Raw genomic sequence first — 25,566 nt, 5'->3', positions numbered from 1 at the left:
GGGTTTTATATTTTTTCTTTATTGTTAATGGCAATTGTTATTTTTGGCATACTATGACATCCAAAAAAACATACACGCTACATGAGGCTACCAGAAAATTGGAGCGCTTTTGTGCGTACCAAGAAAGGTGCCACCAAGAAGTTAGGGGGAAATTGGAAGCGATGCACATGATACCCGAAGCTATCGATGCTATTATGCTCCATCTACTGGAACATAATTTTCTTAACGAGGCGCGTTACGCCAAGACGTTTGTAAGCGGTAAGTTTAAGATTAAGAAATGGGGGCGTCGCCGACTAATTTATGCATTAAAGCAAAAAGGCGTAAGCAAAGTTAATATAAATGAGGCGCTTACGGAAATTTCTGATACGCATTACATCGAGGTTTTTAACGGTTTAGCCGAAAAAAAGCTGAAGATGATAAAAGAAACAAACGTTTATAAAAAGCGAAAAAAATTAATTGATTATTTACTTTATAGAGGTTGGGAGTCGCATTTGGTATATGAAAAAGCAAATGAAATCATTAAATAATATGGTTCTAGAGCATAAAAAAAGCGGTTTTAACCGCTTTTTTTATTGAAAATTATTTTTGTCGACTTGAATGCCTTTAACCCTAAGAATGAATAGGACAAAAAGACAGCCTACAGGTTGAATGCTGCTCCTAAATTAATTGTAAATTGGTTGTGCAATTCTTCTGGTGCAGTAAGGTCTTCGGTTTTATACTTGGCAAATGGTACGTTAAGTTCTGTATAGATACCAAAGCCATCGGTAAAAAAGTAACGCGCGCCAAGATGTCCGCCAAAGTTTTTAAGGCCAAGGCTTAAGCCAGGGTACACATCAAAATTTTCATCAACCTTTATTACGTTCCCCAAATTCGCGTTAAAACGTGCGCGCACATCAAAACGGTTATCGAAATCGGCGTTTAAGGCCTCGTCGGGATTATCTTTTAAATCTTCATTTATACCTAAAAGGTATGTTGACGATATGCCTATGGAAATATTTTCGCCAATACCAAAATCGTAACTTAAGTTAAGGCCGGTACCATTTTTTTGAAAGTTGGCTCCCACTTGAAATTTGTTGTCGTTTTGACCAGTGTAAGCTTGCGAATTAACTAATGAAACACTTAATACTGCGATTAAAAAAAGAAATCTTTTCATTGATTTATGTTTTAAAAATGTCAGGCAAATATATTATAAGTTTTATAAAAGTAAGCATAAAACTATAAATGCTTATGTGTGTTTTTTATAGCTTGATCGTTTTTCCAGTCTATCCATTTTTGCTTTTTAATACGGCGCATCAAATTGTCGTAATTACGCATTATAAAGAGGTTGTAAACGGCTTTTCCAAAGTTTTTGGGGTTTCGGGCTATGGCACGTAAGCTCATTGAAAACCCTGGTGTGACATAGCGCATATAGTGCCAATAGCCTTCGGGCATGTATAGTATTTCGCCATGATTTAGTTCGGTTTTATAGCCTTTGGCTCTTTTTAGCATAGGCCATTTTTCAAAATCTGGGTTGCTAAAATCGATGTCTTCACGGGTAATGAGCGAGTGCGGGATTTTGTACAGGAATTTATTCTGCTTTTGGTCGAAAAGAATAATTTTCTTTTTACCTTCAAAGTGAAAATGGAAAATGTTGGCCAAATCAATATCGTAATGCATAAAGGTGTACGAGTCTTGCCCGCCGAAGAACAACATCGGGATGCCTTTCATGAGGCGTAACCCAAAATCAGGAAATTTAAAATCGCTTTGTAACTGTGGGATTTCCTTTAGGGCATTCCATAAAAAAATCCGGTATTTGGTAGGCTCGCGTTTTAGTAGGTCAATATAATCGGCCAATTTCATTTTGGCGTGCGGCTCGTTAAAACCATCTCGGTAATCAACAGGCCTATCGTCGTAAAGTGGAATGGTTATATCACCCCCAATCTGTTTAATGTAATCTAAATTCCATTTTGTATAAGCAGGCCAGTCGTCTATAAAACGCTCTATTACTACAGGCTTTTGTGGCTTGAAGTATTGCTCTAAAAAATCCGCTTTGGTAATGGTTTTTACACGCGGAATATCCTGTAAGTTTAACGCCAATGCTTAAGTTGTTTAGTGGATGCAAAGTTAAAAAACGTTATGTGACTTTTTATGTATAAAAAACTTAAATTTGAAAAGAATAAACAAACTAAACTAAATTTTATATGAATCTACTAAGCTTAAGGCCCTTTCTAATTTTTGTTTTGATTTGTACCATGGCAAAAGCGCAAACCCCTACTTTATTTTTAATTGGAGATTCTACATGTTCAGATTACAGTGCTGGTTATTACCCACTAACAGGATGGGGTACAACCATTAGCAATTATTTCGATAATAGCGTTGTGGCAGTTGATAATCGTGCTAAAAGTGGCCGTAGTTCAAAAAGTTTCTACGACGAAGGTTCTTGGGCGCCAGTACTAAACGACATGCAACCTGGAGATTTTTTAATCATCCAGTTTGGGCATAATGACGAAAAGGATAATGATCCTGCGAGGTACACTATGCCATACACGACTTACCAAGAGTATTTAAAAAAATATATTGATGAGGCCAGAGCAAAGGGTGCCTATCCTATTCTGGCAACTTCCATTTACCGAAACTATTGGAATAGCGATGGGGTAACTATGAAAGATTCTCATGGTGATTATCCGCCAGCCATGAGAGCATTGGCATCTGAAAAAAATGTACCGCTAGTCGATGCCCATCAATTATCTAAAACACTTTTTGAATCTTTAGGCAAAGATTATTGTACAAATCAAGTTTTCATGAATATAGCAATTGGAGAGTATCCTGAAAATTATCCTAATGGTAGATCTGATAATACCCATTTACGAGAAAATGGAGCCAATAAATTGAGTAAGGTAATTGCGGACGAGCTGAGCTTTCTCAGTAATTCTTATGATTATCTAGCTGTTTTTAGCAATGTTTTGGGAGTAAATGATTTGGCCATTGAAACTCCAGAAATTGATTTAAAAGTAATAGACAGAGACATTAAAATTACTAGTGATATGCTAATTGATTATTTTGAAATTTACGATTTGTCTGGACGAGTGTGTTATAAAAATAATCAATTACTTACTTCGATTATTAATACAGAAAGTTGGGCAACAGGAATTTATTTAGCAAAGTTTCATTCATCGGGTAGGGTTACTTCCAAGAAGTTTGCTTTGCCCAATTAAGAGCAACTTTAATTACAGCCAAAATACAAACAAAAGACCAGATATTGTTTCTGGTCTTTTGCAATTAAATAAGTGGTATTTAATAGTTATTTAAAATTATATCGTAACCCGAACAATACATTGCTTGGCGGCATAGGAACAAAACCAGCTTCAATATATTCTGTATTAAAAATATTGCTTGCCGTTAATGTGAATTCTAATTGGTTTAGGTTTACAGCTAGTGACGCATCCCAAACATTGTAACTGTCTCCTGTGGTACGCTCGGCATGTTTGTATACTATATTCTGACTTACATTTTTAAACCATTGGGTGCTTAGGCGAGTTGTGAAATGATGCTTAAGTGTGTTTAGGGAATAACGGGACAAATCTTTATTTTGGTTTAAAATATCGTCTTCCATAAAATTGTAACCTAAGGCTAAGGTTTGCTTGTAATTGACCAATTTAAAATGGTAAGCCGCATCAACCTCAAGGCCTTTAGTGTTTACTTCTGTAATATTTGTTGCCGTAAATATTGTTTCTGAAGTGTTTAAACGAACAAAATCAATTAAGTTTTGCGCATCGCGATTGAAAACGGCTAAAGAACCTGAAAACCTAGGAGTAAAATATTTTAAACCAATTTCTTGGGCAAAAGCTTCTTCTACCTCTAGGTTGGGATTTCCGGAAGTACTTGGGTCGTTATAATATAAATCGGTATATGTTGGTATGCGGTAGGTGTAGCCTATGTTTCCGTAGGCTTTAAGTTTGTCGGTAATTTTCAATCCAACATCTAGCCCAGGGAAGGCATAAAATTTAAAATCTGAAAAATATGTGACCGCAGCCCCCGGAGTAATATCTAAGGTTTCATTAAATAGTTTAAAGCGGTGTTCTAAAAACAGATTGGTCATAAAACGCTGCCTATTGCCTAAGTTGTTACTTCTAATGTAAACTTTAGATAAATCAACACCAAAGCCTGTAACACCCAGATTTGAAGTGAACGATGCATTGACCTCGGCTCCAATTTTGTCTGTAATATGAAGGTTTCTGTAAACGGTTGGGTCTTTTCTTAAATACACGTATTCATCTTGATTTCGTTTCCAATAAATACGTGGTTTGACTTTTAATTTTTCAGAATTAAAATGGGTTGAAAAGGCTAAAAGGCTATTTTGGGTTTCCTCATATTGATCGGTAGCGCTTGCTCTGGCATAAAATCCGTTAGCACCAAATTTACGTTCTTGAAATGTTGATATCATTTCTACAGCTCTTCCGTTTTTATTAAAAACACTTTTTAAAAAGTAATTGCTGTTGTCGTAATCTGAGTTGTATCGATAACCTTCTGAGCTCATTTTATCAATGTGAAGGATATGCGATGAGTTTTCTAAATCGGAACCAACCGTAACGCCTCCATTTAATTGTCCAAAAGACCCTGTTTCCAATTTTGCAGAAACCGTATTTTTTAGTTGGCTTTTAGTGACAATATTTATGGCACCGGTAAAAGCATTTTGTCCAAAAACTCTAGCCGCCGGTCCTTTTATAATTTCAATGCGCTCAATAACTTCAAGCGGTAATGCAGCATTCATGGTATGATGCCCCGTTTGCGCATCGTCCATTTTTATGCCATCAATTAGTAATAAGGTTTGGTCGAAACTACCGCCACGAATATATAAATCGGCTTGACTTCCAGCTGTTCCACGTCTTCTAATATCTACACCCGCAACTTGCTGAAGTAGGTCAGCTAAATTGTTGGCGGCGCTTTTTTTAATAGCTTCAGACGTTATAATGTTAATGGTTCTTGAGTTTTCCTTAAAAGGAAGGTCAATCCTGGTTGAGGTAATAACAACCTCTTGCAGTGAGTCCGTTTTTACGGTTTCTGTTTGTGCTTTTGTTTTTAAAACAGAAAGTCCTATTAATAGGAATAGAATAAGGTATTTTTTCATAATTAAGTTTACATTTTAAAACAGTGCAAAAGTCGTAACTTTGCGGACTATCTTAATAGGCCAGTTTTAAAACAATGAATAGTCCGGTTTTACATCTTTTTAAAAAGTTTATCGATTTTGATAAATCGAATACCAAACCGGTTTACTTACAGGTTTCGGAGCAAATAATAAATTTGATACAGCGCGGCTACTTGTTAAAAGGTATGGTGTTGCCTGGAACACGTGTATTAAGTCAGATATTAAAAATACATAGAAATACGGCCGTTGCAATTTATGATGAATTAGCAGCTCAGGGCTGGGTTGAGATTTTAGCAAACAGGGGAACCTTTGTTTTGGTACCAGAGCAACACACTGCTAAAATAACGGCACCATCGCAACATATTGCCCAAGCTTATTCTTATTCTAAAACAACAGGTTTTCCTTTCCAAAAGTCATTTCATCTCGCATCCACATTTGAGTTAACAAAGGCGGCTTACATCATTACCGATGGAAAGCCCGATTTACGATTACATCCAACACATCAATTTTCTAGATGGTACAGTGCTGCGATGAAGCGGAAAACCTTAATTTCTAAATGGAATAAAACCAGTAATACGGCGCATTCTGTTTTTGATAATCAACTTTGTAATTACTTAAATGCTACTCGAGGGTTTCGTATAAAACCAGATAACCTCATTAACACGCGTAGTACTGAAATGAGCCTCTACATTGTGTCGCAATTACTTATTAAGCAAAACGATGTGGTTCTGGTGGGCGGGTTGAGCAATTACGAATCGAATATGATTTTTCAGCAAGCTGGCGCTTCCATTAAAACCATTCCTGTTGATGAAAATGGATTGGATGTCACTTTTATAAAAAAACATTTTGTAAAAGGAAGTATTAGATGTGTTTATGTATGTGCTCACAGAGATTACCCAACAACTCGAACTTTAAGTGCAGAGCGGCGTTTGCAATTGTTGCAATTGGCCAAAGCATACGGTTTTGCTATTGTTGAAGATGATTACGATTACGATTTTCAGTACGATGGTTCTGCGATGTTGCCAATGGCGACTGCCGATGCCAATGGTATGGTTATTTATCTAGGGAAATTGGGGCAATCCTTGTTTCCTAGTTTTCAAACGGGGTTTGTAGTAGCGCCCGAAAATTTAATCTCAGAAGCAAAGAATTATTTGCAGCTATTGGATAAGCAAGGCGACCTGATTCAAGAACAAATGCTTTCCGAACTTATTTCGGAAGGTGAGGTATACCGCCTCATAAAAAAGAATATTATTGTTTATAAACAACGACGCGATTGCTTATGTGAACACCTTAAGACTTATTTTGGTAAAGCCATAACTTGGGTTGTGCCTTCTGGTGGTTTGGCCTTGTGGATAGAATTTCAGCCTAAAACACCTTTGGTGAAGCTTGCCGAAGAAGCTGAAAAGAACGATTTATTTTTACCAAAAACTATTTTGTACCAAAGTAAAACAACCTGTGCTATGCGGTTTGGTTTTGGCCATTTAAACAACGATGAAATACACATCGTGGTTAAAAAGTTAAAGCGGGCTTATGATGTGGTGTCGAATTCATGATGGCAACTTTCACACCTATATTTATCCTTGGCATAAAAAGGTAAGGTTCCCGATAAAAAGCCAATAATAAACGAAAAGAAGGATTTAAAATCTTTTATGGTAGAATATAATTGAACCTGCGTACTGTTGCAATTGGGGCAGTGAATGGGAATGCCGTCCTTGTCCAAAGAATATTTGGCAATACCATCTAAAATGTGCTGGGCTTTTAAGGCATCTTTAGATAATACCTTAAGCTTTACGCCGCCAATGGCGTTGCTTACCAAGGGGTCGGTATCAATGGTGAAGTTGTCGCTTAAAAAAACATCTATGCCTTCAGATTCCAATCGGCCTTTTATAATTTGGGCTTCACTGGAATACTGAAACTTCGCTATGGTTTTAAAAGTTGGTGCCATTTCATATCAAATATAGTTAAAACTTTTTGATTATTCTTACATAAAAATTATTGTTATTCAATAATTTTTGTATGTTTGTTGTTGTTAAACGATAATTTTTTAATAATGAAGAAGAATACACTTTTAAAAATTGCCATTTTACTATGTAAGATTTCAAAGGTCTTTTTTATACTTCTGTTTATTGGATTAACTACAGTATTCATCCATTTGCAACTTGATAGGAGTTTTTGTAGCTCTAAAGAATTGGATTTTCGAACGAAAACAGGCGATTACAACTACATGTACAAGTGGAAAGTAGATACTGATGAAGATTTTGACAACATCTTTAAGTTTGATGAAATAAAAACGAGTTCGTTATATATGGGGTATTTTCAGTTAAGCGTTATTTTGCTTGTTTTGTTCCTGTCAACACGAGAGTTTCAAAAGGTTATAACTTCCGTGAAGAAGTTCAAAACATTTGGTGTCACCAATGTAGCGTCTTTTAGACGCATAGGTAAGTATATTTTAATTTATGCTATTTTAACAAGTTATACATCCGTTAGTTTTCAGCATGGAGGTTTCAAAGGTGTTTCTATCTCTTTTACTACGCTGTTTTTAGCATTGGTTGCATTTATAATGGCCGAAATTTTTAAAGAGGGTATGTTGTTGAAGGAGGAAAACGACTTAACCATATAGCTATGGCCATTATCGTAACCTTAGATATAATGCTTGCCAAAAGTAATATGAAAAGCAAAGAATTGGCGGAAATAATCGGTATAACCGAAGCCAATTTGTCTATTTTAAAATCGGGAAAGGCCAAGGCGGTAAGGTTTTCAACGCTTGAAGCTATTTGCAAGGCCTTAGATTGCCAGCCCGCCGATATTTTAGAATATGTTGAAGATTAAAATTTGTACTTTTGATACATTCTAAATTTACCTGCTATGAAACTATATGTCCTGTTCTTATTATTAGTCATGTCGTTTATTGGGTTTTCCCAAAATAATTATATCGTAAAAACCGAAGATGGCCGCCGTGTTTTACTAAAGGCCGATTATACTTGGGAGTATATTGATGCCGAACCACAGAAAGTCTCAGGTAAAAATGTAGCTAAGGTTAAAAAGGAAGAAGATGCGTGTCATGTAGAAGAAGGATTTACAGAGCCCAAGCTAAATAGTAAAATTCAAAATCAATTAAAAAGAGGGCGTGCTACTATAGATGATATTAAGGAGAAAGTAGCGAAAGATTACGATTGTACGGTCGACGATGTGGTGTTACTATGGGCTTCCGAAAGAAAAACCACAGGCCGCTACACGTTTTGTGCCAACGGAAAGAAAGTAATGTACAAGCGTACGGGGCACGCTATAATGGAAAAAGGAAAATTATTTTAAATTAACAACCAGCCCAAACCGTAACTTATGGTACAACTGCATACAATTGATTATGTTTTAATCGCATTATTTTTTTCAATAACATTATTTATCGGGTTTTGGGTATCTAAAAAATCGGGCGAAAGTTCCTCAGAATATTTTCTTTCCGGCCGTTCTATGCCTTGGTGGCTTTTAGGACTTTCTATGGTGGCTACAACATTTTCAACCGATACGCCAAATTTGGTTACCGATATTGTAAGAACCAACGGTGTTTCTGGAAACTGGGTATGGTGGGCCTTTTTAATCACAGGGCTATTAACCGTTTTTGTTTACGCTAAACTATGGCGTAAATCTGAGGTTAATACCGATATTGAATTTTATGAATTACGCTATAGCGGAAAACCAGCCCGGTTTTTACGTGGTTTTAGAGCGGTGTACTTGGGTGTTGTCTTTAACATTTTAGCTATGGCGGCCGTAACTTTGGCGGCTATTAAAATAGGTGGTATTATGTTAGGTTTAGAACCTTGGCAAACGGTTATTATTGCAGGGTTGGTTACTGTAGTATTTAGTGCTATTGGTGGCTTTAAAGGTGTCGTTTACACCGATTTTTTATTGTTTTTTGTAGCCATGGTAGGGTCTATTGGAGCTGCGTATTATTTGGTAAACCTTCCAGAAGTTGGGGGAATTACCGCTTTAATTGAAAATCCGAAGGTGATAACTAAATTGTCGTTGCTGCCCGATTTTAATGATACAGAATCCTTGATTGTTTTATTGATTATCCCGTTGGCAGTGCAGTGGTGGAGCGCCTGGTACCCTGGTGCCGAACCTGGTGGCGGTGGATATATTGCCCAGCGGATGCTCGCTGCAAAAGACGAAAACCATGCCATTGGTGCCACATTCTTTTTTAATATTATGCACTATGCGTTACGCCCTTGGCCATGGATTATCGTTGCTTTGGCTTCATTGGTAATTTATCCCGATGTGGCCAGTATCCATCAAGCATTTCCCAATGTGGCCGAAAGCAAATTAGGTCATGATTTAGCATATTCAGCCATGTTAACCAAATTGCCCGCAGGCTTGTTAGGTTTAGTTTTGGCTTCTTTGTCGGCAGCCTACATGTCAACTATCTCAACACATTTAAACTGGGGCTCGTCTTATATTGTTAACGATTTTTATATTCAACAAATCAATAAAAATGCCTCCGAAAAACAAAAGGTTACTGTAGGTAAACTATCCACTGTGATTTTAATGGTTTGTAGTGCGCTATTGGCTTTGGTATTACAAAATGCCTTGCAATTGTTCGATATTATTTTAATGTTTGGAGCGGGAACAGGGCTTATTTTTATATTGCGTTGGTTTTGGTGGCGTATTAATGCTTGGAGTGAGATTGCAGCCATGTTCTCGTCGGGTGTCATTTCCATTGTATTAAACTTTACAGCTTTAGGTGCTTATTTTTTCGGTGAAGCAGACGGTATTTTTTCTAGTTGGGCTAAATTTCCTGTAATCGTTTTGGTAACAACTGTAATTTGGCTGGTGGTAACTTTTGCAACACAAGCCGAAAGTAAAGACATACTGCGGTCTTTTTACAAAAAAATACAACCTGGCGGTCCTGGATGGAAAAAAGTTGTTGAGGAGGCTAAAGCCGAAAATATTACTATCACAACCTCTAATGAAGGTTGGAGCGTACCCTCTGGAATTGTCGCTATGCTATTAGGTTGTGTGCTTATTTATAGTTGTCTGTTTGCAACAGGATATTGGGTTTATGGCGTTTATAGCTATGCTATATTATTAACTATTATTGCTGGAGTTTCAGGTTTTATGTTACTTAAAGTTTGGAAAAAAGTAAAGACCAACATTCTCTAAAACAAATTGTAAAGTAAAGTATACAATACTTCAAAATTTTACCTGAAGTGCTATTTCCTATTTCAGTTCGTTGAAAAATGATGTAAATTTACGCATGTTTGCTTTAGTTGATTGTAATAATTTTTATGCTTCATGCGAGCGGGTTTTTAATCCGAATTTGCAAGGTAAACCTATTGCTATTTTGAGTAATAACGATGGATGTGTTATTTCCAGAAGCGATGAAGCTAAAGCTATTGGACTTCCCATGGGTGCCCCTATTTTTAAGTGGGATGGTTTTTGTAAGGCTAACCATATACAAGTATTTTCCTCTAATTATCCGCTGTATGGTGATATGAGCAGCCGGGTAATGAAAATTTTAGAGCAATTTACACCCGATGTTGAGGTGTATAGTATCGACGAAGCTTTTCTTCTGTTTAAAGGTTTTGAAAATTATAATTTTAACGATTATGCGAGTCAGATAAGACAACGTATCTTGAGATGGACGGGTATTCCAACCTGTGTGGGCATAGCGCCTACAAAAGCCTTAAGTAAAGTGGCTAATAAAATTGCACGTAAATTTCCAGAGCAAACTAAAGGTGTCTATGTTATACAATCTGAAGAAAGTAGAGTTAAAGCTTTAAAATGGATTAAAATTGAGGATGTTTGGGGTATTGGGCGCAGGTTAAGCAAAAGGCTTCAGGCCAAAGGTTGTAAAACGGCGTACGATTTTACACAACTGCCAGATGAGTGGGTGCGTAAAACATTTTCAATTACCGAGTGGAAGCTTAAAAAAGACTTAGAAGGGAACTCAAAAATATTACTCGATGAGCCACAAAACAAACGGGCCATTGCGACTACGCGCAGTTTTGAGTACACGTATTCAGACATTGACAACATAAAAGAGCGTATTTCGACCTTTGCCACGGCTTGTGCCGAAAAGTTACGGAAACAAGGTTCTAGTTGCCACATGATTGTTGTAATGTTGAGTAGCGATAGGCATAAAAAAGAGTTACCACAACATCGAGCAAGTAAAAGTATTAGCTTATCTTATCCAACAAATTCCACTTTGATTATAAGTCGGTGTGCTGTACAAGCAGTAACTTCTATTTTTAAGGAAGGCATAAAGTATAAACGGGCGGGTGTTATCGTTACGGGTTTGGTGCCAACAAACAACCACCAGTTACAACTGTTCGATAAAGAAAACCCCAAGCATCAACCTTTAATGCAGTCTATAGACCGCTTAAACGCAAAGTATAAAAGCCATAAAATTAAATTGGGTAACCAAGATTTAAAACGTACTTGGAAAATGCGACAAGAACGATTGTCTCCAAGATATACCACAAACATTAACGATATTATTGTAGTAAGATGATAGCACACAAATCAGGAAGTTTAACATTTTTTACACCGCAAACTATAGATGGTGCTGCGGCACATTTTTTTGACACCGGTATTTCGGCAGGTTTTCCTTCTCCAGCAGAAGATTTTAAAGAACAGCGATTGTCTTTAGATGATGAGCTGGTTAAGAACAAAGAGGCTACCTTTTATGCTCGCGTAAGTGGTCAATCGATGATTGGAGCCGGTTTAGAAGATAATGATTTGTTGGTTATCGATAGAAGCTTAGAGCCTGCAAATAATAAAATAGCAGTTTGCTTTTTGGATGGGGAATTTACGGTAAAGCGCTTACGGGTCTCAAATGGTGAAGTGTGGTTACAACCCGAAAACCCAGATTACCCTATTATAAAAATAACGGAAGATAATAATTTTTTAATTTGGGGTATTGTTACTAATGTTATTAAGAAGGTTTAAAAAAACGATGAGTTTAATATAAACCAAAAACGCCAAACTTTTTAAGTTTGGCGTTTTTGGTTTATCAAGTAAATTGTTTTAATCAGCTAAAACAATTACTTTGTTATCTTTCATTTCAATCGTTCCAGAGTTTATTTTCAAAAGCGTGGTATTGTTGTCTCCTTTTGAAAAATTTTCTTCAACTTCTTTATCTATAGTAATGTCGCCTGAAATTTTAACAACGCCTTCTTTTAAAGTAGAAACTATAGGGGCGTGATTGTTCAACATTTGAAACTCACCATTTACACCTGGTACGGCAACGGACTCCACTTCGCCGCTAAATAAGGTTGCTTCTGGAGATACAATTTCTAAATACATATCTTTTTAATGCTTTAGGCTTTAAGCTTATTGCTTAAGGCTTGTTTTATGCTTCAGCTAACATTTTTTCACCAGCTTCAATAGCTTCTTCAATAGTACCTTTAAGGTTGAAAGCTGCTTCTGGTAGATGGTCTAATTCACCATCCATAATCATGTTAAAGCCTTTTATGGTTTCTTTAATATCAACCAATACTCCTGGAATACCTGTAAATTGCTCAGCTACGTGGAATGGTTGTGACAAGAAACGTTGTACACGTCTTGCACGACCTACGGCCAATTTATCTTCTTCAGATAGTTCTTCCATACCAAGGATGGCAATAATATCTTGTAATTCCTTATAACGTTGTAACAACTCTTTTACACGTTGTGCACAGTCGTAGTGTTCTTTTCCTAAAATTTCTTTAGTTAAGATACGAGAGGTAGAATCTAATGGGTCTACAGCTGGATAAATCCCAAGCTCGGCAATTTTACGAGATAATACAGTTGTTGCATCTAAGTGGGCAAACGTTGTTGCAGGAGCCGGATCAGTCAAGTCATCCGCAGGTACGTAAACCGCTTGTACTGATGTAATCGAACCTTTTTTAGTTGACGTAATACGCTCTTGCATCGCGCCCATCTCGGTTGCTAATGTTGGTTGGTAACCTACCGCAGAAGGCATACGACCTAAAAGTGCAGATACCTCAGAACCTGCTTGTGTAAAACGGAAGATGTTATCTACGAAGAAAAGTACGTCTTTTCCTTGTCCGTCGCCAGCACCATCACGGAAATACTCAGCAATAGTCAATCCAGAAAGGGCCACACGAGCACGTGCTCCAGGAGGTTCGTTCATTTGTCCGAATACGAATGTTGCTTTAGATTCTTTCATTTTAGATTTGTCAACTTTTGATAAATCCCATCCACCTTCTTCCATAGAGTGCATAAAGTCATCACCGTAACGGATAATTCCAGATTCTAACATCTCTCTTAAAAGGTCATTTCCTTCACGAGTTCTTTCGCCTACACCAGCAAACACTGACAAACCACCGTGACCTTTTGCAATATTGTTAATCAACTCTTGGATCAATACCGTTTTACCTACACCGGCACCACCAAACAATCCAATTTTACCACCTTTTGCGTAAGGCTCAATCAAATCGATGACTTTAATACCTGTAAATAAAACTTCAGTAGAAGTTGATAATTCATCAAACGCAGGTGCTTGACGGTGGATAGGCAAACCAGCCTCGCCAGCTTTTGGTAAATCACCTAATCCGTCAATAGCATCACCAATAACATTAAACAAACGTCCGTAAACATCATCGCCTATAGGCATTTGAATGGGAGCACCAGTAGCGATAACTTCTGTGCCTCTGCTTAGACCATCAGACGAATCCATTGCGATAGTACGTACGGTATCTTCTCCGATATGGGATTGTACTTCTAATACTAAAATAGAGCCATCAGGTCTTTTAATTTCTAATGAATCGTAAATTTTTGGAAGTTCAGAACCCGCACCGAATTCAACATCGATAACCGGACCAACTATTTGTGCAACTTTACCTGTAACTTTAGACATTACTTATGTGTTTAATATTATGCGATTTAATTGTGTGAAAACTGTTTTGGTTTTCGGCTGCAAAGATATACCTTTTAATTTAAAATGAAAGTTGTTTTTTTAGGTTTTTTGGAATAAAAAAACACCTCCAGAATGAAGGTGTTTTATAAAGGCTTTTAAATTTAAATTTATTGTAATGTAGGCGAATAGTTTGTTGGATAGTTTCCTATATCTAAAAAGTTGCCCGAAGCTTCAAAATTTGAACCATAAGTGGTATCAATAGCTTTTAAAAATTCGTTGGCTACTAAAGCATAGCCTCGTGCTGTAGGATGAACACCATCCAACGAAAAAGCCCCGCCAAATACCAAACTGGAATTTAAGTTAAAATTATTACTCGTAATACCGCCGTTAGCTAATTGGTTTAGTAGTGCATTGGCATCTACGAATGCTAAGCCTGCTTGGGTAGCTGCCGCTTTAATGGTTGCATTAAAGGTGTCAATAGCGGTTTTTATTTCAGCCTGTTCACTCGGTATTAGTACCCATTTGTCTGCCAAAGGAACTGCAACGCCGTTAACTGTTAAAGGGTTTCCTGAAACGGCTTCGGTACCAATAAACGATGCGGCCGGAAGTACAAATAAATCATTTGCTGTAGCTTGTCTTATACTAGGTAGGCCCAAACCAGACAGATTGGTTAAACTTTCATCTTCTATAACCACAGCATTATTTTGAGAAGCTGTAAAACTTATAGTTCTGGCAGTAGCCTCTTCAGCTGTAATCAAACTATTTGCCAACGCAAGTTGCAAACCGCCATTGTATTCGGCGTAAGCATGATTCACAGCACCTGCTGTAGCCGCATCCAGCGGAATTGGGTTATAAGGTACGGTGGTAAAATGCGGAATATCTGTTACATTTGGAATATTGACCACGGCACCTTGTGCTCCTTGGGAGGTTAGCGTAGCTATCAAGGCGCCATAAGTTTGGTTAAAACCAACACCAGGAGGGCCATCAACCGGCGTAATGGGGTTATAATCTTCAGATTCGGGGTTGCTTTCACCGCCTGAAGTGGCATAGCCTAGTACATCGTTATTTCCTATCCATAGAGTAAAAAATGTTGGGGCTTGTGCCATGGCATCCTCTATAACAGAGGCGTTTGGTGCTGATGCCATCCTAACAAAATAAGGATTAGCCAAACCTAAAGAAACGTTGTCAATATTTCCATAGCCGGGAGCTAATAAATGAAAACTTTTTGCGCCAGGCACACCCATATTATTAAAGGGACCGGACGGGTTGTTACTTACTAAATCGGTTGTAACGGTAACTGGGCCGATAACACTTTCTAAAGGCACGGGTCCGGCTCCTCCAAAAACAAGTCTAGGGTTAAAACCGGGCAGTCTGTTTCCTCCAATGGCAATACCACCAAAATTATCATTCATTAGTGGTTGCACAAAATCGCCACCACCAACCATGGTAAACTTTTGGGAAAGTAAATTAGGTATAGAATTTTCTTGAGAGGCCATAAACAGCGCCCCATCTGTAAACCCAGCCGTAAGCGAATTTCCTAGGGCTATGTAAGTTGAAAAGTTGGCGCTGCCGGCGGTAAGTTCTGGCAGTTGTTCTTCCGTTACCATACTGCTGTCGTCTTCTTCGCAAGAAGCCAACCCAATGAACAAAGTAGAAAGGAGTATATATTTGATGTATTTCATTTTTATTTTGATTAAATTTTTATAGGTTATTGATAGTCCAAGATACATAGTAAATAGATCCAATGTTTCCTGTTCCGAAGGCTGTTGCATATTCTTGTTGTAATAAGTTTGACGCCCCAATTTTGAAAGAAGATTTCATGCTGGGCACTCTGTAATTAAGTTGGGCATCAACAACGTGGAACGAATCAATTTGACCGTCGCCAAAAGAAGATTGCCATAAATAATTGTCGCTCCAACGCCACGCTACGTTAAAGCCAAAGTTTTTAAACAGTTCGGTATTTCCAAATGTTGCTTTTACTTTATGTTCGGGTGTGTTAAAACTAGGTCGGAAATTGGGGTTAGCCTTTTTATCAAAATCAAAATTGGCATAGGTGTAATTTGCGCCAAGGTCAAAATTGCCAAATACTTTGGTACTTATTGCAACTGCACCACCATACGAATTAACCTCGGTGTTTGAGTTTGTATAGGTTTGGTACCTAACAAAATCGTCGTTTTGGAGTGCCGCAAGAATGAATTGTGTATCTTGGTTTAAACCAGCCACCGATGCTGGATTATTTGGGTCATACCCCGTTAAGTCGAAATTTGCAACATTCCCGTAATAAGGTGCAGCAACCGTTTCGTTTGCTATAAAATCCTGATACGTATTGTAATAAGAACTTAAATCTATAGTAACGTTTTTAAGTTTCCCCCTGTAGCCTACCTCAAAAGAAGTAACTTGCTCCGGCTTTATATAATCGGAATTTCCAATGAATTGGCTTCCATTATCAGAAGGGTTGTGTGTGGCTAATCCGGTAGCCACGGTAGAGGACAAGGAGTTGTTGTAAGCTGCATAACCCGATTGCGTAATAGAAGACGGTTGCCCTAAGTTGTTTTGCGCGAACTGACTAACATTATAATCGCGTACAAAACGGTCGCCATTATCATTAGCCCCTCCAATAAGAACACCTAAGCCCGTTACTAAACCAATATATAAGTCTTGCGTGTTGGGGTTTCTAAAACCGGTTTGTACCGAAGCTCTTATGTTGTGGTTTTCTTCGGTGCCTAAAGTATATCCTGCTGAAATTCGAGGAGAAAAGAAACCGTCAAATAGCTCTGATTTATCATAACGGATAGAACCTGTTAATTTTAATCGCTCCATTAGCGTTTTTTGAATTTGGGTATAAACACCAACTTCAGAATAATTGATAGGGCCTTGCGCATCGGTGTAAATAGTTCCAAACGAATTCAATTTGTATCTTCTGTAAGAGCCTCCAACTTGTATTTCTGCAAAATCGGTTAAATGACTAAAATTATAGTTGGCATCGGCATGGTAAATTTTTGAATTGTCCTGAAATTTAGAGCCTGTTAAAAAATCAGTGTCATTTGTAACAGCATCAAATGCATTTTGGTATTGTTGCGTGCCAGGTTCAAACCTGCCCATTTCTGCAGTTTTTCTAGCTAGGACATGAGCCTGATCATTGGTTGCACCGCCAAGAGTTGATTGTACATATGCACCAACATATTCGCCAAACCAAGTTTCATGCGGTTTCCATTTCGCTAAAAGATTTGGACCAGCAACATCTAAAACATAAGAATCTCCTGCTTTGTCTGAGTTTATGTAGCCACGGAGGAAGAAGTTGTCATTTTTTACTTCTAATTTGTGCTGCTGCATAGAAAAATCATTAATCATATAGCGTTGGGCGCCTTGGAAAATAGTAGATCCTCGGCCTATTTTACCTATATATTGAATTTCGAAATCATTAGCCCAAGGACGGTAGTAAAGTCCCCAATCGGCTTTTATACTTTCCGCTTTATAATCGGTCATATCGCGTTCTTGATAACCTGTTCTACTAACGTTAACCGAAGGTACCAAGTTTTCGGCTCCTGAGGGTAGTATACCTAAGTTCACTAAGGCTAAAGCCACATCGTATATGTTGGTCGATACTTCATCACCATAAACATTCACTCCGTTATAATTAATATTGGAGGTTCTAGTGCCGCTAGTCATATTTTTGTCGCTCATATCGGTAGCCATCCAATCGGTACCTCTTAAGTATCCAAAATTTACTTTACCAGCAAACTTGTCGCTAAATTTGTAGGCAGCTCTGAGCGAAACGTCCGTATAAGCATTATCTCCCGCCGAATCTTGTGAAGTGATTCCGCGTTTAATAGTTGTACTTATTCCTGGAAAGTCAAAAGGATTTTTACTTTGCATGAATAAAATGCCATTAAAAGCATTTGCGCCGTACAAAGCAGATGCCGCTCCCGGGAGCAACTCAACATTTTGAATGTCTGGTTCAATCATACCAACTAAATTTCCGAGAGGAAAATTTAGGGCCGGAGCGGAATTATCCATGCCATCAATCAATTGCATAAATCGGTTGTTGCCAAAAGCCGCAAAGCCTCTTGTGTTAACCGATTTGAAGGTTAAACTATTTGTATTAATGTCAACCCCTTTAAGATTTTCCAATCCACCGTAAAAGTCGGCAGAAGCCGTATTTTTAATTTCTTTAAGTCCAAAGCGTTCAACAGTTACGGGCGATTCAAATATACGTTCTGGAGTTCTAGATGCTGAAATAACAACTTCATCCAGCGAAGTACCTTCTTTTAAGATGAAGTTTATCACTTGGTTGTTTGATGTTACTTCTTCTGTAACCGTTTCAAAACCAATGCTACTAGCCTGAACAGAAAAAGAGGGGGCTTGGTCGTAAGTTAAACTGAAATTACCATCAAAGTCAGTAACGGTACCAGTTGAGGTTCCAATAACTATAACGTTTGCACCGGGAATAGGTTGCCCGCTATCATCTACAACAGAACCTGAAAGGGTGGTTTGTCCATAAAGTGTACTACTAAGTAGGAGTAATAAATAATAGAGAATTGTTTTCATTAATTTGAGTTTAGTCAAGTTGTATAATGATATAACTTAATTATAAAAATATTTATTGCGGTTGAAAATATATAAAAAATTATGCACGCATAGTATTTTTTAGCAAAAAACATTACTTAAAAATAAGAAATATTTAAAAAATTTTGAATTAAAATAGGAAATATTGTGCTTTTAAAGCTGTAATTCTTGGAGGTTTATAAAAAATTGTTGAAAGCTTATTCTACAGTAACCGATTTTGCCAAGTTACGTGGTTGATCCACGTTTTTACCCAATAGTACAGCTATATGGTATGAGAGTAATTGTAATGGAATTGTGGTTAATAGAGGTGAAAGCGACTCTAGAGTTTCTGGCACTTCAATAACGTGGTCTGCCAATTCCCTAACTTGAACATCACCTTCGGTAACGATGGCTATAATTTTACCCTTTCTGGATTTTATTTCTTGAATATTGCTCACTACCTTTTCATAATGTCCTTTTTTAGTAGCAATAACCACAATGGGCATATTTTCGTCAATAAGAGCAATAGGGCCGTGTTTCATCTCTGCTGCCGGATAGCCTTCAGCATGGATGTATGATATTTCTTTTAGTTTTAATGCACCTTCAAGTGCTACAGGGAAATTATAACCCCTGCCCAAATACAAGCAATTGCGAGAATCTTTGTAAACATCGGCGATTTTTTTAATTATTACATCAGATTCCAGTGCTTTTTCTACTTTTTTAGGAATCATTTCTAATTCCAGTAAATGCTGACGGAAGTCTGAGCTGCTAATGGTTCCTTTAGCTCTTGACAGTCTTAAGGCCATTAAGGTTAATACAGTAATTTGTGTAGTGAATGCTTTGGTTGAAGCGACGCCAATTTCTGGTCCAGCATGTGTGTAAGCTCCAGCATGCGATTCACGTGCAATGGAAGACCCCACAACGTTGCATACGCCAAAAACAAAAGCCCCTCTAGACTTAGCCAATTTTATAGCGGCTAAGGTATCAGCAGTTTCACCAGATTGTGAAATGGCAATTAGTACATCGTCTTCTGTAATAACTGGGTTTCGATACCTGAATTCTGAGGCGTATTCTACTTCTACGGGTATTCTGGCCAAGTCTTCAAAAATATATTCGGCCACCAAGCCAGCATGCCAAGATGTACCACAAGCTACAATAATTATACGTTTGGCGTTGAGGAATTTTTTCATGTTATCCTCAACACCAGCCATTTTAATAATGGCTTCGTTTCTCAATAAACGTCCACGGTAAGTGTCTTGAATAGCCTTGGGCTGTTCGTGAATTTCTTTTAGCATGAAATGCTCGTAACCGCCTTTTTCAATTTGCTCTAAATTGATTTGAAGTTCTTGCACGTAAGTATCAACTAAAGAGTCGTCTTTTATTTTTCTGATTTTTATGCCTTTGTGAAAACGGATGACGGCCATTTCTTCATCTTCAAGATAAACTGCATTTTTTGTGAATTCTAGAAATGGAGAAGCATCGCTTGCTATGAAAAATTCATCTTCGTCTTTTCCAATACCTATAGCTAACGGGCTGCCCAATCGTGCTACCACAACTTCTTCGGGTTTGTTTTTGTCGAATACAGCAATGGCATACGCACCAATAACTTGGTTTAGGGCAACTTGAACGGCTTTACCCAATTTTACACCTTCTTGTTTTTTTACGTCTTCAATTAAATTGATTAAAACCTCGGTGTCTGTGTCTGATTTGAAGGTGTATCCTCGTGATTGTAATTCCTTTTTAAGGGCTTCGTAATTTTCAATAATTCCATTGTGGATAATTACCAAATCGCCCGAATTTGAAAGGTGTGGATGTGAATTTATATCGTTCGGCACACCGTGGGTGGCCCATCGTGTATGGCCAATGCCCACATTACCGTGAGTTGTTATTTCTGCTTTAGATTTATTTTCTAATTCGGCAACTTTTCCTTTGGTTTTACAAACCTTGAGGTCTGTACCATCAAATAGAGCTATTCCAGCACTATCGTAACCTCTGTATTCCAATCGTTTAAGACCTTCAATAACAATGGGGTAAGCTTCCCTTGGGCCTAAATATCCAACAATTCCACACATAGTTTTTTACTTTAGTTTGGGGTTAATGAATTCAAAGAAAATATGTTAAATAAAAACATACAAAAGCTATTTACTATAGGAATTTAACGTTTTACACGATAAAATTCACTCAGAGAAAATTTAAAGTTTACAACATTAATATTTCACTTTGGTTCTGTGTAAAATACTTTCAACTTCATTCTTTTTGGTTCGTTTTCAGCCAAGTTGCTTCCGTAAAGTACAGTGCCTCTAGGGCTTGTTAAAGTGGCTTTAGGTACATTGTTAACGTTATCGTTAGGGCTTAAAATCTTGGCATTAGATGTGTAATTTACGTTATTGGAAATCACTAAGCCTATTTTTGTGTTGGTTGAATCGCGTAACAGGATATTCTTTAAATGTTCTGTTATACGAATTCTATATTTTGCAGAGATTGTATCGCGCTGACTTAAACTTAAGAACTTAGAGTTGAAGGGCGTTTGTGTATTTTCGGTTTGGTCAAAATCGTAATCAATAAGAGGTCTGCTGTTTTTAATGTCGTACGCATAGATACGGTCATATTTATGGTAATCATCACCATAATTACCATTTACAGCTTTGCTCATATCTTCAAAAACTTCCAAATAGGCATCATTGATAAGCTTGATTGGGTTTCCGTTAGCATCGGTAAACTCATTTTTAAAATCTTCAAGGCTGCTATTGGGAAACAAATCTATAACGGCCATAGAGCCGGCAGTGCCTTTTAGATTTAATGTGGCATCCCCTTCAACGGCTTTGCCGTTTTCTAAGTTTGTGGTAAAATCGTTGATAAACGTGTTTAAAATGTTTCCCGAAAAATTTAATATGTAACTAGATTGCAAGCGCGAATCTGCGTCGCCGTATGTGTAATGAATAGTGATGTTGGCGTTGGCCGAAAGCAAGTTTAGTAACGCCATTTGGCCATTGTTGTTTATACTTTCTGCTTTAAGATATACACCCCTATAGTAGTTTTTGAAATTACTGGCATTACTTAAAACGGCATTATCTTCTTTGTTTATTATGGTGTTTTTCCAATAAAATTTTGCTTCGTCTGAAGTCAAACTAACCCTGTATGCGGGACCACTGATAGTTTCGGTGGTATCCGTTTCAGTACGTTTAACCAAAATGGTTGGTTTAGATGATGGCAATATAGTGTCGGTTAAAATTAATTCGCCAATATGTTCATCAAAATTAATGCTAGAACTTTCTGTAAGTGCTGAATTTATCTCACTGTTTGCATTAGAGTAATAATTTTGTGCGGAAGTTGCACTTCCGCCAGGATTAAAATCTCTTAGGAAATAATTATTCTCATAAATGGAGAGCTTGGTTTTTGCGCCAAGATTTCCGTAGATAGAGTCTAATCGATAAGTTGAGTTACCATTATCATCAACTCCAACAACCGTGCTAAAATATGGTATACTTATTACAACGGAATCTATTACAGGGTTTTCTCCAAAGCTAGGGTTGTATGCAGATGGTGTTACCTGTGCCACAATACTTGCTGTTGTGTTTCCAAAAGCCGGGTCGTAAAAATAACCTAATAGGTTTGACGCCATGCCATTAATTTGTACGCTGTCAATTTTTTTGTTGTAGGCTACAACAGGTAATACGGTGTCTTTTTTATTGAAATTGGCGTTACCATCTCCTAATACATCGCTTTCAATGTTTGTAAAATCTCTGTCACATGCTATAAACAAAGATAAAGTGAGTAGGATGAAAAAGGAGAATTTGAGGGCTTTAATAGGTTTTTCCATAGGTGCTGAAAGAATAAACGTTTAGCTTAAAACGGCGTCGTTAACAAAACTCGTGTAGGCTTCACCAAATTCATCTTTACTTTTATATTCTAAGATTGGTTTTTCAGAGGCTTCAATGTATGCAATTAAATCTTCCGGGATGTTTTCAGAGCCAACAATCAAGGCGTCCGAATAATCAACCGCCACTTTCATTAAATTATTATACGATGGTTCTTCTAAAGGCTTAATGGCTTCTTCGGCGATATCGTCAAATTTAATTTTGTTGGCCATATCTTTATTTAATGTATCGTCAAAGCTTTGATTGTAAACCGAGGTAACAATTTTACTTTCGCTGAACAACGGTTCGTCTTTATAATACTCTTTAAGGTAAAGCGGAAGCAATGATGCCAACCAACCATGAACGTGAATAATATCTGGAGCCCAGTTTAATTTTTTAACCGTTTCAATAACACCTTTGGCAAAGAAAATAGCACGCTCGTCGTTGTCTGGAAACAAATTGCCGTCTTCGTCGGTTAGTGTGGCTTTACGCTTAAAATATTCGTCGTTATCAATAAAATAAACTTGTATGCGCTCTTTGGGTATTGATGCTACTTTTATAATTAGCGGCATGTCTAAATCGTTAACCACTAAATTAATTCCTGATAGCCTAATTACTTCGTGAAGTTGATGTCTACGTTCGTTAATGTTGCCGTATCTTGGCATGAAGATTCTTATTTGTCCCCCTTGCTGATTTACCATACGTGGCGCTTCAAACGACATTGATGAGATTTCGGTTTCGGGTAAATAAGGAACTACTTCAGATGATACATACAATATCCTCTTATCTTTCATATGATTTGTTTTGTATACTTTATTTTAAATCAATAACAATCGCTATCAAGTTTTTTTTAAGGAGAAATTTTAAAGCGCCTCTAAAAAAAAGGAGGTTTACTTTTTAAATTTCAGAATAAAAAACACGCAAAAGTACAAAAATTTATGCAAATTGCCTGTAAAATCTTAAGTTTGCACGCGTTAATTTTATATTAAAAAGTGGAAATTTACACAGAAAGACAGCAAATTGAGTCTGCAATTGAAAAGTTGAAAGCCAAAAACTGCGGTATTGGTTTGGTCCCCACAATGGGTGCACTGCACGACGGCCATTTGCAGTTAGTAAAAAAAGCTCTGGAAGATAACGATACCGTTGTGGTAAGTATTTTTGTTAATCCAACTCAGTTCGATAACCCCAACGATTTAGAAAAATATCCCAGAACGCTTGATAATGACGTTGCGTTGCTGAAAAACCTGAGCGATACCCGTATTTTGGTTTATGCACCAACGGTTGATGATGTGTACGGTAAAAACCCTGTTTCGGAAACGTTTGATTACGATGGTTTGGAGCATGAAATGGAAGGTAAGTTTCGTGACGGGCATTTTAATGGCGTAGGAACAGTTGTTAAACGTTTTTTTGAAATTATAAAGCCGCACAGGGCCTACTTTGGTGAAAAGGACTTTCAGCAACTTCAAATTATAAGAAAACTGGTTGAAAAGCACAATATTCCTGTAAAAATAGTGGGTTGTAAAATCCAGCGTGAAAGTGATGGTTTGGCTATGAGTTCGCGGAATACCCGCTTAAAACCAGAGTACAGAGCGGCCGCTCCTTTTATCTACAAAACATTAAAAACCGCAAAAAAGCATTTTGGCACAAAAAGTGCAGGTAAAGTAACGCAATGGGTTGAAGAACAGTTCACTAAAAACGATTTGTTGGAGTTGGAGTATTTTATCATTTCTGAAACGGAAACCTTAAGACCCGTTAAACGGAAATCAAATAAAAAGAACTATAGGGCCTTTATTGCCGTATATGCCGACGATATTCGACTTATTGATAATATAGCATTAAATTAATTATCTTTGCAGCATGCAAATTCAAGTAGTAAAATCTAAAATTCACAGGGTTAAGTGCACAGGCGCTGAACTCAACTATATAGGTAGTATAACCATTGACGAAGATTTAATGGATGCTGCTAATATTATTCAGGGGGAAAAGGTTCAGATTGTAAATAACGACAATGGCGAACGTTTGGAAACTTATTGTATCCCTGGACCAAGAAACAGTGGCGAAATTACGCTTAATGGTGCTGCCGCCAGAAAAGTTTCGGTGGGCGATACCCTAATTCTAATCACCTATGCTTTTATGGATATTGAGGAAGCCAAGGTGTTTAAGCCCGCGTTGGTGTTTCCTGATGAAGCCACTAACCTGCTAAAATAAACCTTTGAAGGCCAACATAAAAAGAATACTGAAAATTTCACTCCCATTGCTTTTGGGAGTTTTTTTGGTCTGGTATTCGCTTTCAAAAGTATCGTTAGATGAATTGTTGGTGTATGCCAAAAATGCCGATTATACTTATATTCTAATAGGTGTGTTTTTGGGGCTTTTAAGTCATTTGTCACGAGCTTATCGTTGGCGGTTTCAATTAGAGCCTATGGGTTACAAAATAAAATTTGGCAATAGTGTAATGGCTGTTTTTGCAACCTATTTAATTAATTATACCATTCCCAGGGCGGGCGAAGTGGCCCGCGCATCCATTATAACAAATTACGAAGATGTGCCTTTCGAAAAAGGTTTTGGTACCATTGTGGCAGAGCGTATTGCAGATATGTTGGTTATGTTGGGCATTATTGTGGTTACCTTATTTCTTCAGTTCGATTTTATCTATAGTTTTTTGGTGGAGCGTTTCGATCCATTAAAAATAGGCTTGGTGCTTATGGTTGGTATTTTGCTCTTGCTCTGGTTTTTTAAAGTTCTTAAAAAAAGTAAATCTAAATTCGCTTTAAAAGTAAAGGGTTTTGTAAGTGGTTTGGTTGAAGGTGCTTTAAGTATTTTTAAAATGAAAAAGAAATGGGCATTTATTTTTCATACCCTTTTTATTTGGGTAATGTACATCCTCATGTTTTATGTAACCTCTTTTGCGTTCGATGAGCTGCACAACATAAGCTTTGCTGCTATTCTAATTGGTTTTATTTCGGCCAGTTTTAGTATTGCGGCCACCAATGGCGGCATTGGCTCGTATCCTTTGGCCGTTTATGCAGCGTTTTCAATTTTCTCAATTCCAGAACAGCCAAGTATTGCTTTTGGTTGGATTATGTGGGCATCACAAACCTTGATGATTGTGATCTTTGGTGGGCTTTCGCTTATTTATCTGCCTATTTTTAACAGAAAAAAGAAGCCACAAGCTTAAAATCTTC

The 25,566-nt window shown here is 37.4% G+C and carries 23 protein-coding genes; 12 read left to right on the top strand and 11 right to left on the bottom strand.

Annotated elements, in window-relative coordinates:
- Window positions 1-53: 53 nt before the first annotated feature.
- Window positions 54-527, top strand: coding sequence for a RecX family transcriptional regulator (locus GSB9_01865; protein UKM65302.1), 474 nt, complete (start codon window positions 54-56; stop codon window positions 525-527).
- Window positions 528-637: 110 nt separating this feature from the next.
- On the opposite strand, the gene GSB9_01864 is transcribed toward GSB9_01865, so the two are convergent.
- Both GSB9_01864 and GSB9_01863 read right to left on the bottom strand, forming a co-directional pair.
- Window positions 638-1,153 (bottom strand): porin family protein, encoded by a 516-nt coding sequence (locus tag GSB9_01864; GenBank protein UKM65301.1) that lies wholly within the window; start codon window positions 1,151-1,153, stop codon window positions 638-640.
- 62 nt (window positions 1,154-1,215) lie between these two features.
- A complete protein-coding gene (locus tag GSB9_01863; GenBank protein ID UKM65300.1) occupies window positions 1,216-2,076 on the bottom strand; it encodes a cupin-like domain-containing protein in 861 nt (286 codons plus the stop codon).
- A gap of 155 nt (window positions 2,077-2,231) precedes the next feature.
- Between GSB9_01863 and GSB9_01862 the strand changes: the two genes are divergently transcribed.
- Window positions 2,232-3,194, top strand: coding sequence for a GDSL-type esterase/lipase family protein (locus GSB9_01862; protein ID UKM65299.2), 963 nt, complete (start codon window positions 2,232-2,234; stop codon window positions 3,192-3,194).
- Window positions 3,195-3,280: 86 nt separating this feature from the next.
- Here the strand turns inward: GSB9_01862 and GSB9_01861 are convergent, their stop codons facing one another.
- The gene (locus tag GSB9_01861) at window positions 3,281-5,107 is read right to left on the bottom strand and encodes a TonB-dependent receptor (GenBank protein ID UKM65298.1); all 1,827 of its coding nucleotides are present in this window, start codon (window positions 5,105-5,107) and stop codon (window positions 3,281-3,283) included.
- A 74-nt stretch (window positions 5,108-5,181) separates the two neighbouring features.
- Between GSB9_01861 and GSB9_01860 the strand changes: the two genes are divergently transcribed.
- A complete protein-coding gene (locus GSB9_01860) occupies window positions 5,182-6,678 on the top strand; it encodes a PLP-dependent aminotransferase family protein (protein UKM65297.1) in 1,497 nt (498 codons plus the stop codon).
- Here GSB9_01860 and GSB9_01859 read toward each other — a convergent pair.
- Window positions 6,654-7,070 carry a DUF2007 domain-containing protein gene (locus tag GSB9_01859; GenBank protein UKM65296.1) on the bottom strand — a complete coding sequence of 139 codons (417 nt, stop codon included), beginning with the start codon at window positions 7,068-7,070 and terminating at the stop codon, window positions 6,654-6,656. The genes GSB9_01860 and GSB9_01859 overlap by 25 nt on opposite strands.
- Window positions 7,071-7,175: 105 nt before the next feature.
- Between GSB9_01859 and GSB9_01858 the strand changes: the two genes are divergently transcribed.
- The 6 genes from GSB9_01858 (at window position 7,176) to umuD (ending at window position 12,067) form a co-directional block, all read left to right on the top strand.
- Complete coding sequence (locus tag GSB9_01858; GenBank protein UKM65295.2) at window positions 7,176-7,745, top strand: DUF2975 domain-containing protein; 570 nt, start codon at window positions 7,176-7,178, stop codon at window positions 7,743-7,745.
- A gap of 2 nt (window positions 7,746-7,747) precedes the next feature.
- Window positions 7,748-7,954 (top strand): helix-turn-helix transcriptional regulator, encoded by a 207-nt coding sequence (locus GSB9_01857; GenBank protein UKM65294.1) that lies wholly within the window; start codon window positions 7,748-7,750, stop codon window positions 7,952-7,954.
- A gap of 36 nt (window positions 7,955-7,990) precedes the next feature.
- Window positions 7,991-8,437: a DUF3157 family protein gene (locus GSB9_01856; GenBank protein UKM65293.1), complete on the top strand. Its 447-nt coding sequence runs from the start codon at window positions 7,991-7,993 to the stop codon at window positions 8,435-8,437.
- Between the two features lie 27 nt (window positions 8,438-8,464).
- Window positions 8,465-10,279 carry a Na+:solute symporter gene (locus GSB9_01855; protein UKM65292.1) on the top strand — a complete coding sequence of 605 codons (1,815 nt, stop codon included), beginning with the start codon at window positions 8,465-8,467 and terminating at the stop codon, window positions 10,277-10,279.
- A 94-nt stretch (window positions 10,280-10,373) separates the two neighbouring features.
- Window positions 10,374-11,630, top strand: coding sequence for a Y-family DNA polymerase (locus GSB9_01854; protein ID UKM65291.1), 1,257 nt, complete (start codon window positions 10,374-10,376; stop codon window positions 11,628-11,630).
- Window positions 11,627-12,067 carry a translesion error-prone DNA polymerase V autoproteolytic subunit gene (umuD, locus tag GSB9_01853; protein UKM65290.1) on the top strand — a complete coding sequence of 147 codons (441 nt, stop codon included), beginning with the start codon at window positions 11,627-11,629 and terminating at the stop codon, window positions 12,065-12,067. Before GSB9_01854 ends, umuD begins: the two co-directional genes overlap by 4 nt.
- A gap of 78 nt (window positions 12,068-12,145) precedes the next feature.
- On the opposite strand, the gene GSB9_01852 is transcribed toward umuD, so the two are convergent.
- The 7 genes from GSB9_01852 to GSB9_01846 all read right to left on the bottom strand — a co-directional run bounded on the left by GSB9_01852 (window position 12,146) and on the right by GSB9_01846 (window position 23,175).
- On the bottom strand, window positions 12,146-12,424 hold the full coding sequence (locus GSB9_01852; GenBank protein UKM65289.1) for a F0F1 ATP synthase subunit epsilon: 279 nt from the start codon (window positions 12,422-12,424) through the stop codon (window positions 12,146-12,148).
- A gap of 46 nt (window positions 12,425-12,470) precedes the next feature.
- Window positions 12,471-13,979, bottom strand: a complete 1,509-nt coding sequence (gene atpD, locus GSB9_01851; protein UKM65288.1) for a F0F1 ATP synthase subunit beta — start codon at window positions 13,977-13,979, stop codon at window positions 12,471-12,473.
- A gap of 167 nt (window positions 13,980-14,146) precedes the next feature.
- On the bottom strand, window positions 14,147-15,661 hold the full coding sequence (locus tag GSB9_01850) for a G-D-S-L family lipolytic protein (protein UKM65287.1): 1,515 nt from the start codon (window positions 15,659-15,661) through the stop codon (window positions 14,147-14,149).
- Window positions 15,662-15,680: 19 nt separating this feature from the next.
- Window positions 15,681-18,527: a TonB-dependent receptor gene (locus GSB9_01849; GenBank protein UKM65286.1), complete on the bottom strand. Its 2,847-nt coding sequence runs from the start codon at window positions 18,525-18,527 to the stop codon at window positions 15,681-15,683.
- 215 nt (window positions 18,528-18,742) lie between these two features.
- A complete protein-coding gene (gene glmS / locus GSB9_01848; GenBank protein ID UKM65285.1) occupies window positions 18,743-20,596 on the bottom strand; it encodes a glutamine--fructose-6-phosphate transaminase (isomerizing) in 1,854 nt (617 codons plus the stop codon).
- Between the two features lie 143 nt (window positions 20,597-20,739).
- Window positions 20,740-22,344 carry a DUF4270 domain-containing protein gene (locus GSB9_01847; protein ID UKM65284.1) on the bottom strand — a complete coding sequence of 535 codons (1,605 nt, stop codon included), beginning with the start codon at window positions 22,342-22,344 and terminating at the stop codon, window positions 20,740-20,742.
- 21 nt (window positions 22,345-22,365) lie between these two features.
- Window positions 22,366-23,175, bottom strand: a complete 810-nt coding sequence (locus tag GSB9_01846; protein UKM65283.1) for a glycogen/starch synthase — start codon at window positions 23,173-23,175, stop codon at window positions 22,366-22,368.
- Between the two features lie 198 nt (window positions 23,176-23,373).
- On the opposite strand from GSB9_01846, the gene panC reads away from it, so the two are divergent.
- Genes panC through GSB9_01843 form a run of 3 tightly spaced genes read left to right on the top strand, consistent with a single transcriptional unit; the run spans window position 23,374 to window position 25,559 of the window.
- On the top strand, window positions 23,374-24,225 hold the full coding sequence (gene panC, locus GSB9_01845) for a pantoate--beta-alanine ligase (protein UKM65282.1): 852 nt from the start codon (window positions 23,374-23,376) through the stop codon (window positions 24,223-24,225).
- A gap of 13 nt (window positions 24,226-24,238) precedes the next feature.
- Window positions 24,239-24,589 carry an aspartate 1-decarboxylase gene (locus tag GSB9_01844; protein UKM65281.1) on the top strand — a complete coding sequence of 117 codons (351 nt, stop codon included), beginning with the start codon at window positions 24,239-24,241 and terminating at the stop codon, window positions 24,587-24,589.
- A gap of 4 nt (window positions 24,590-24,593) precedes the next feature.
- Window positions 24,594-25,559: a flippase-like domain-containing protein gene (locus GSB9_01843; GenBank protein ID UKM65280.2), complete on the top strand. Its 966-nt coding sequence runs from the start codon at window positions 24,594-24,596 to the stop codon at window positions 25,557-25,559.
- Window positions 25,560-25,566 lie beyond the last annotated feature (7 nt).

The organism is Flavobacteriaceae bacterium GSB9 (assembly GCA_022749295.1).
Classification (GTDB): domain Bacteria; phylum Bacteroidota; class Bacteroidia; order Flavobacteriales; family Flavobacteriaceae; genus Flavisericum.
Note: the sequence above shows the minus strand (reverse complement) of the source record. Positions and strands in the feature narration are given on the sequence as shown.

Bases quoted from the DNA above. Each gene is read 5' to 3' on its own strand.
- GSB9_01860 (UKM65297.1), top strand. From the start codon at position 5,182: ATGAATAGTCCGGTTTTACATCTTTTTAAAAAGTTTATCGATTTTGAT.
- GSB9_01855 (UKM65292.1), top strand. From the start codon at position 8,465: ATGGTACAACTGCATACAATTGATTATGTTTTAATCGCATTATTTTTT.
- GSB9_01857 (UKM65294.1), top strand. From the start codon at position 7,748: ATGGCCATTATCGTAACCTTAGATATAATGCTTGCCAAAAGTAATATG.
- GSB9_01846 (UKM65283.1), bottom strand. From the start codon at position 23,175: ATGAAAGATAAGAGGATATTGTATGTATCATCTGAAGTAGTTCCTTAT.
- GSB9_01864 (UKM65301.1), bottom strand. From the start codon at position 1,153: ATGAAAAGATTTCTTTTTTTAATCGCAGTATTAAGTGTTTCATTAGTT.
- GSB9_01844 (UKM65281.1), top strand. From the start codon at position 24,239: ATGCAAATTCAAGTAGTAAAATCTAAAATTCACAGGGTTAAGTGCACA.
- GSB9_01856 (UKM65293.1), top strand. From the start codon at position 7,991: ATGAAACTATATGTCCTGTTCTTATTATTAGTCATGTCGTTTATTGGG.
- GSB9_01858 (UKM65295.2), top strand. From the start codon at position 7,176: ATGAAGAAGAATACACTTTTAAAAATTGCCATTTTACTATGTAAGATT.
- GSB9_01849 (UKM65286.1), bottom strand. From the start codon at position 18,527: ATGAAAACAATTCTCTATTATTTATTACTCCTACTTAGTAGTACACTT.
- glmS (UKM65285.1), bottom strand. From the start codon at position 20,596: ATGTGTGGAATTGTTGGATATTTAGGCCCAAGGGAAGCTTACCCCATT.
- GSB9_01847 (UKM65284.1), bottom strand. From the start codon at position 22,344: ATGGAAAAACCTATTAAAGCCCTCAAATTCTCCTTTTTCATCCTACTC.
- GSB9_01862 (UKM65299.2), top strand. From the start codon at position 2,232: ATGGCAAAAGCGCAAACCCCTACTTTATTTTTAATTGGAGATTCTACA.
- GSB9_01865 (UKM65302.1), top strand. From the start codon at position 54: ATGACATCCAAAAAAACATACACGCTACATGAGGCTACCAGAAAATTG.
- atpD (UKM65288.1), bottom strand. From the start codon at position 13,979: ATGTCTAAAGTTACAGGTAAAGTTGCACAAATAGTTGGTCCGGTTATC.
- GSB9_01854 (UKM65291.1), top strand. From the start codon at position 10,374: ATGTTTGCTTTAGTTGATTGTAATAATTTTTATGCTTCATGCGAGCGG.
- umuD (UKM65290.1), top strand. From the start codon at position 11,627: ATGATAGCACACAAATCAGGAAGTTTAACATTTTTTACACCGCAAACT.
- GSB9_01850 (UKM65287.1), bottom strand. From the start codon at position 15,661: ATGAAATACATCAAATATATACTCCTTTCTACTTTGTTCATTGGGTTG.
- GSB9_01852 (UKM65289.1), bottom strand. From the start codon at position 12,424: ATGTATTTAGAAATTGTATCTCCAGAAGCAACCTTATTTAGCGGCGAA.
- GSB9_01861 (UKM65298.1), bottom strand. From the start codon at position 5,107: ATGAAAAAATACCTTATTCTATTCCTATTAATAGGACTTTCTGTTTTA.
- GSB9_01859 (UKM65296.1), bottom strand. From the start codon at position 7,070: ATGGCACCAACTTTTAAAACCATAGCGAAGTTTCAGTATTCCAGTGAA.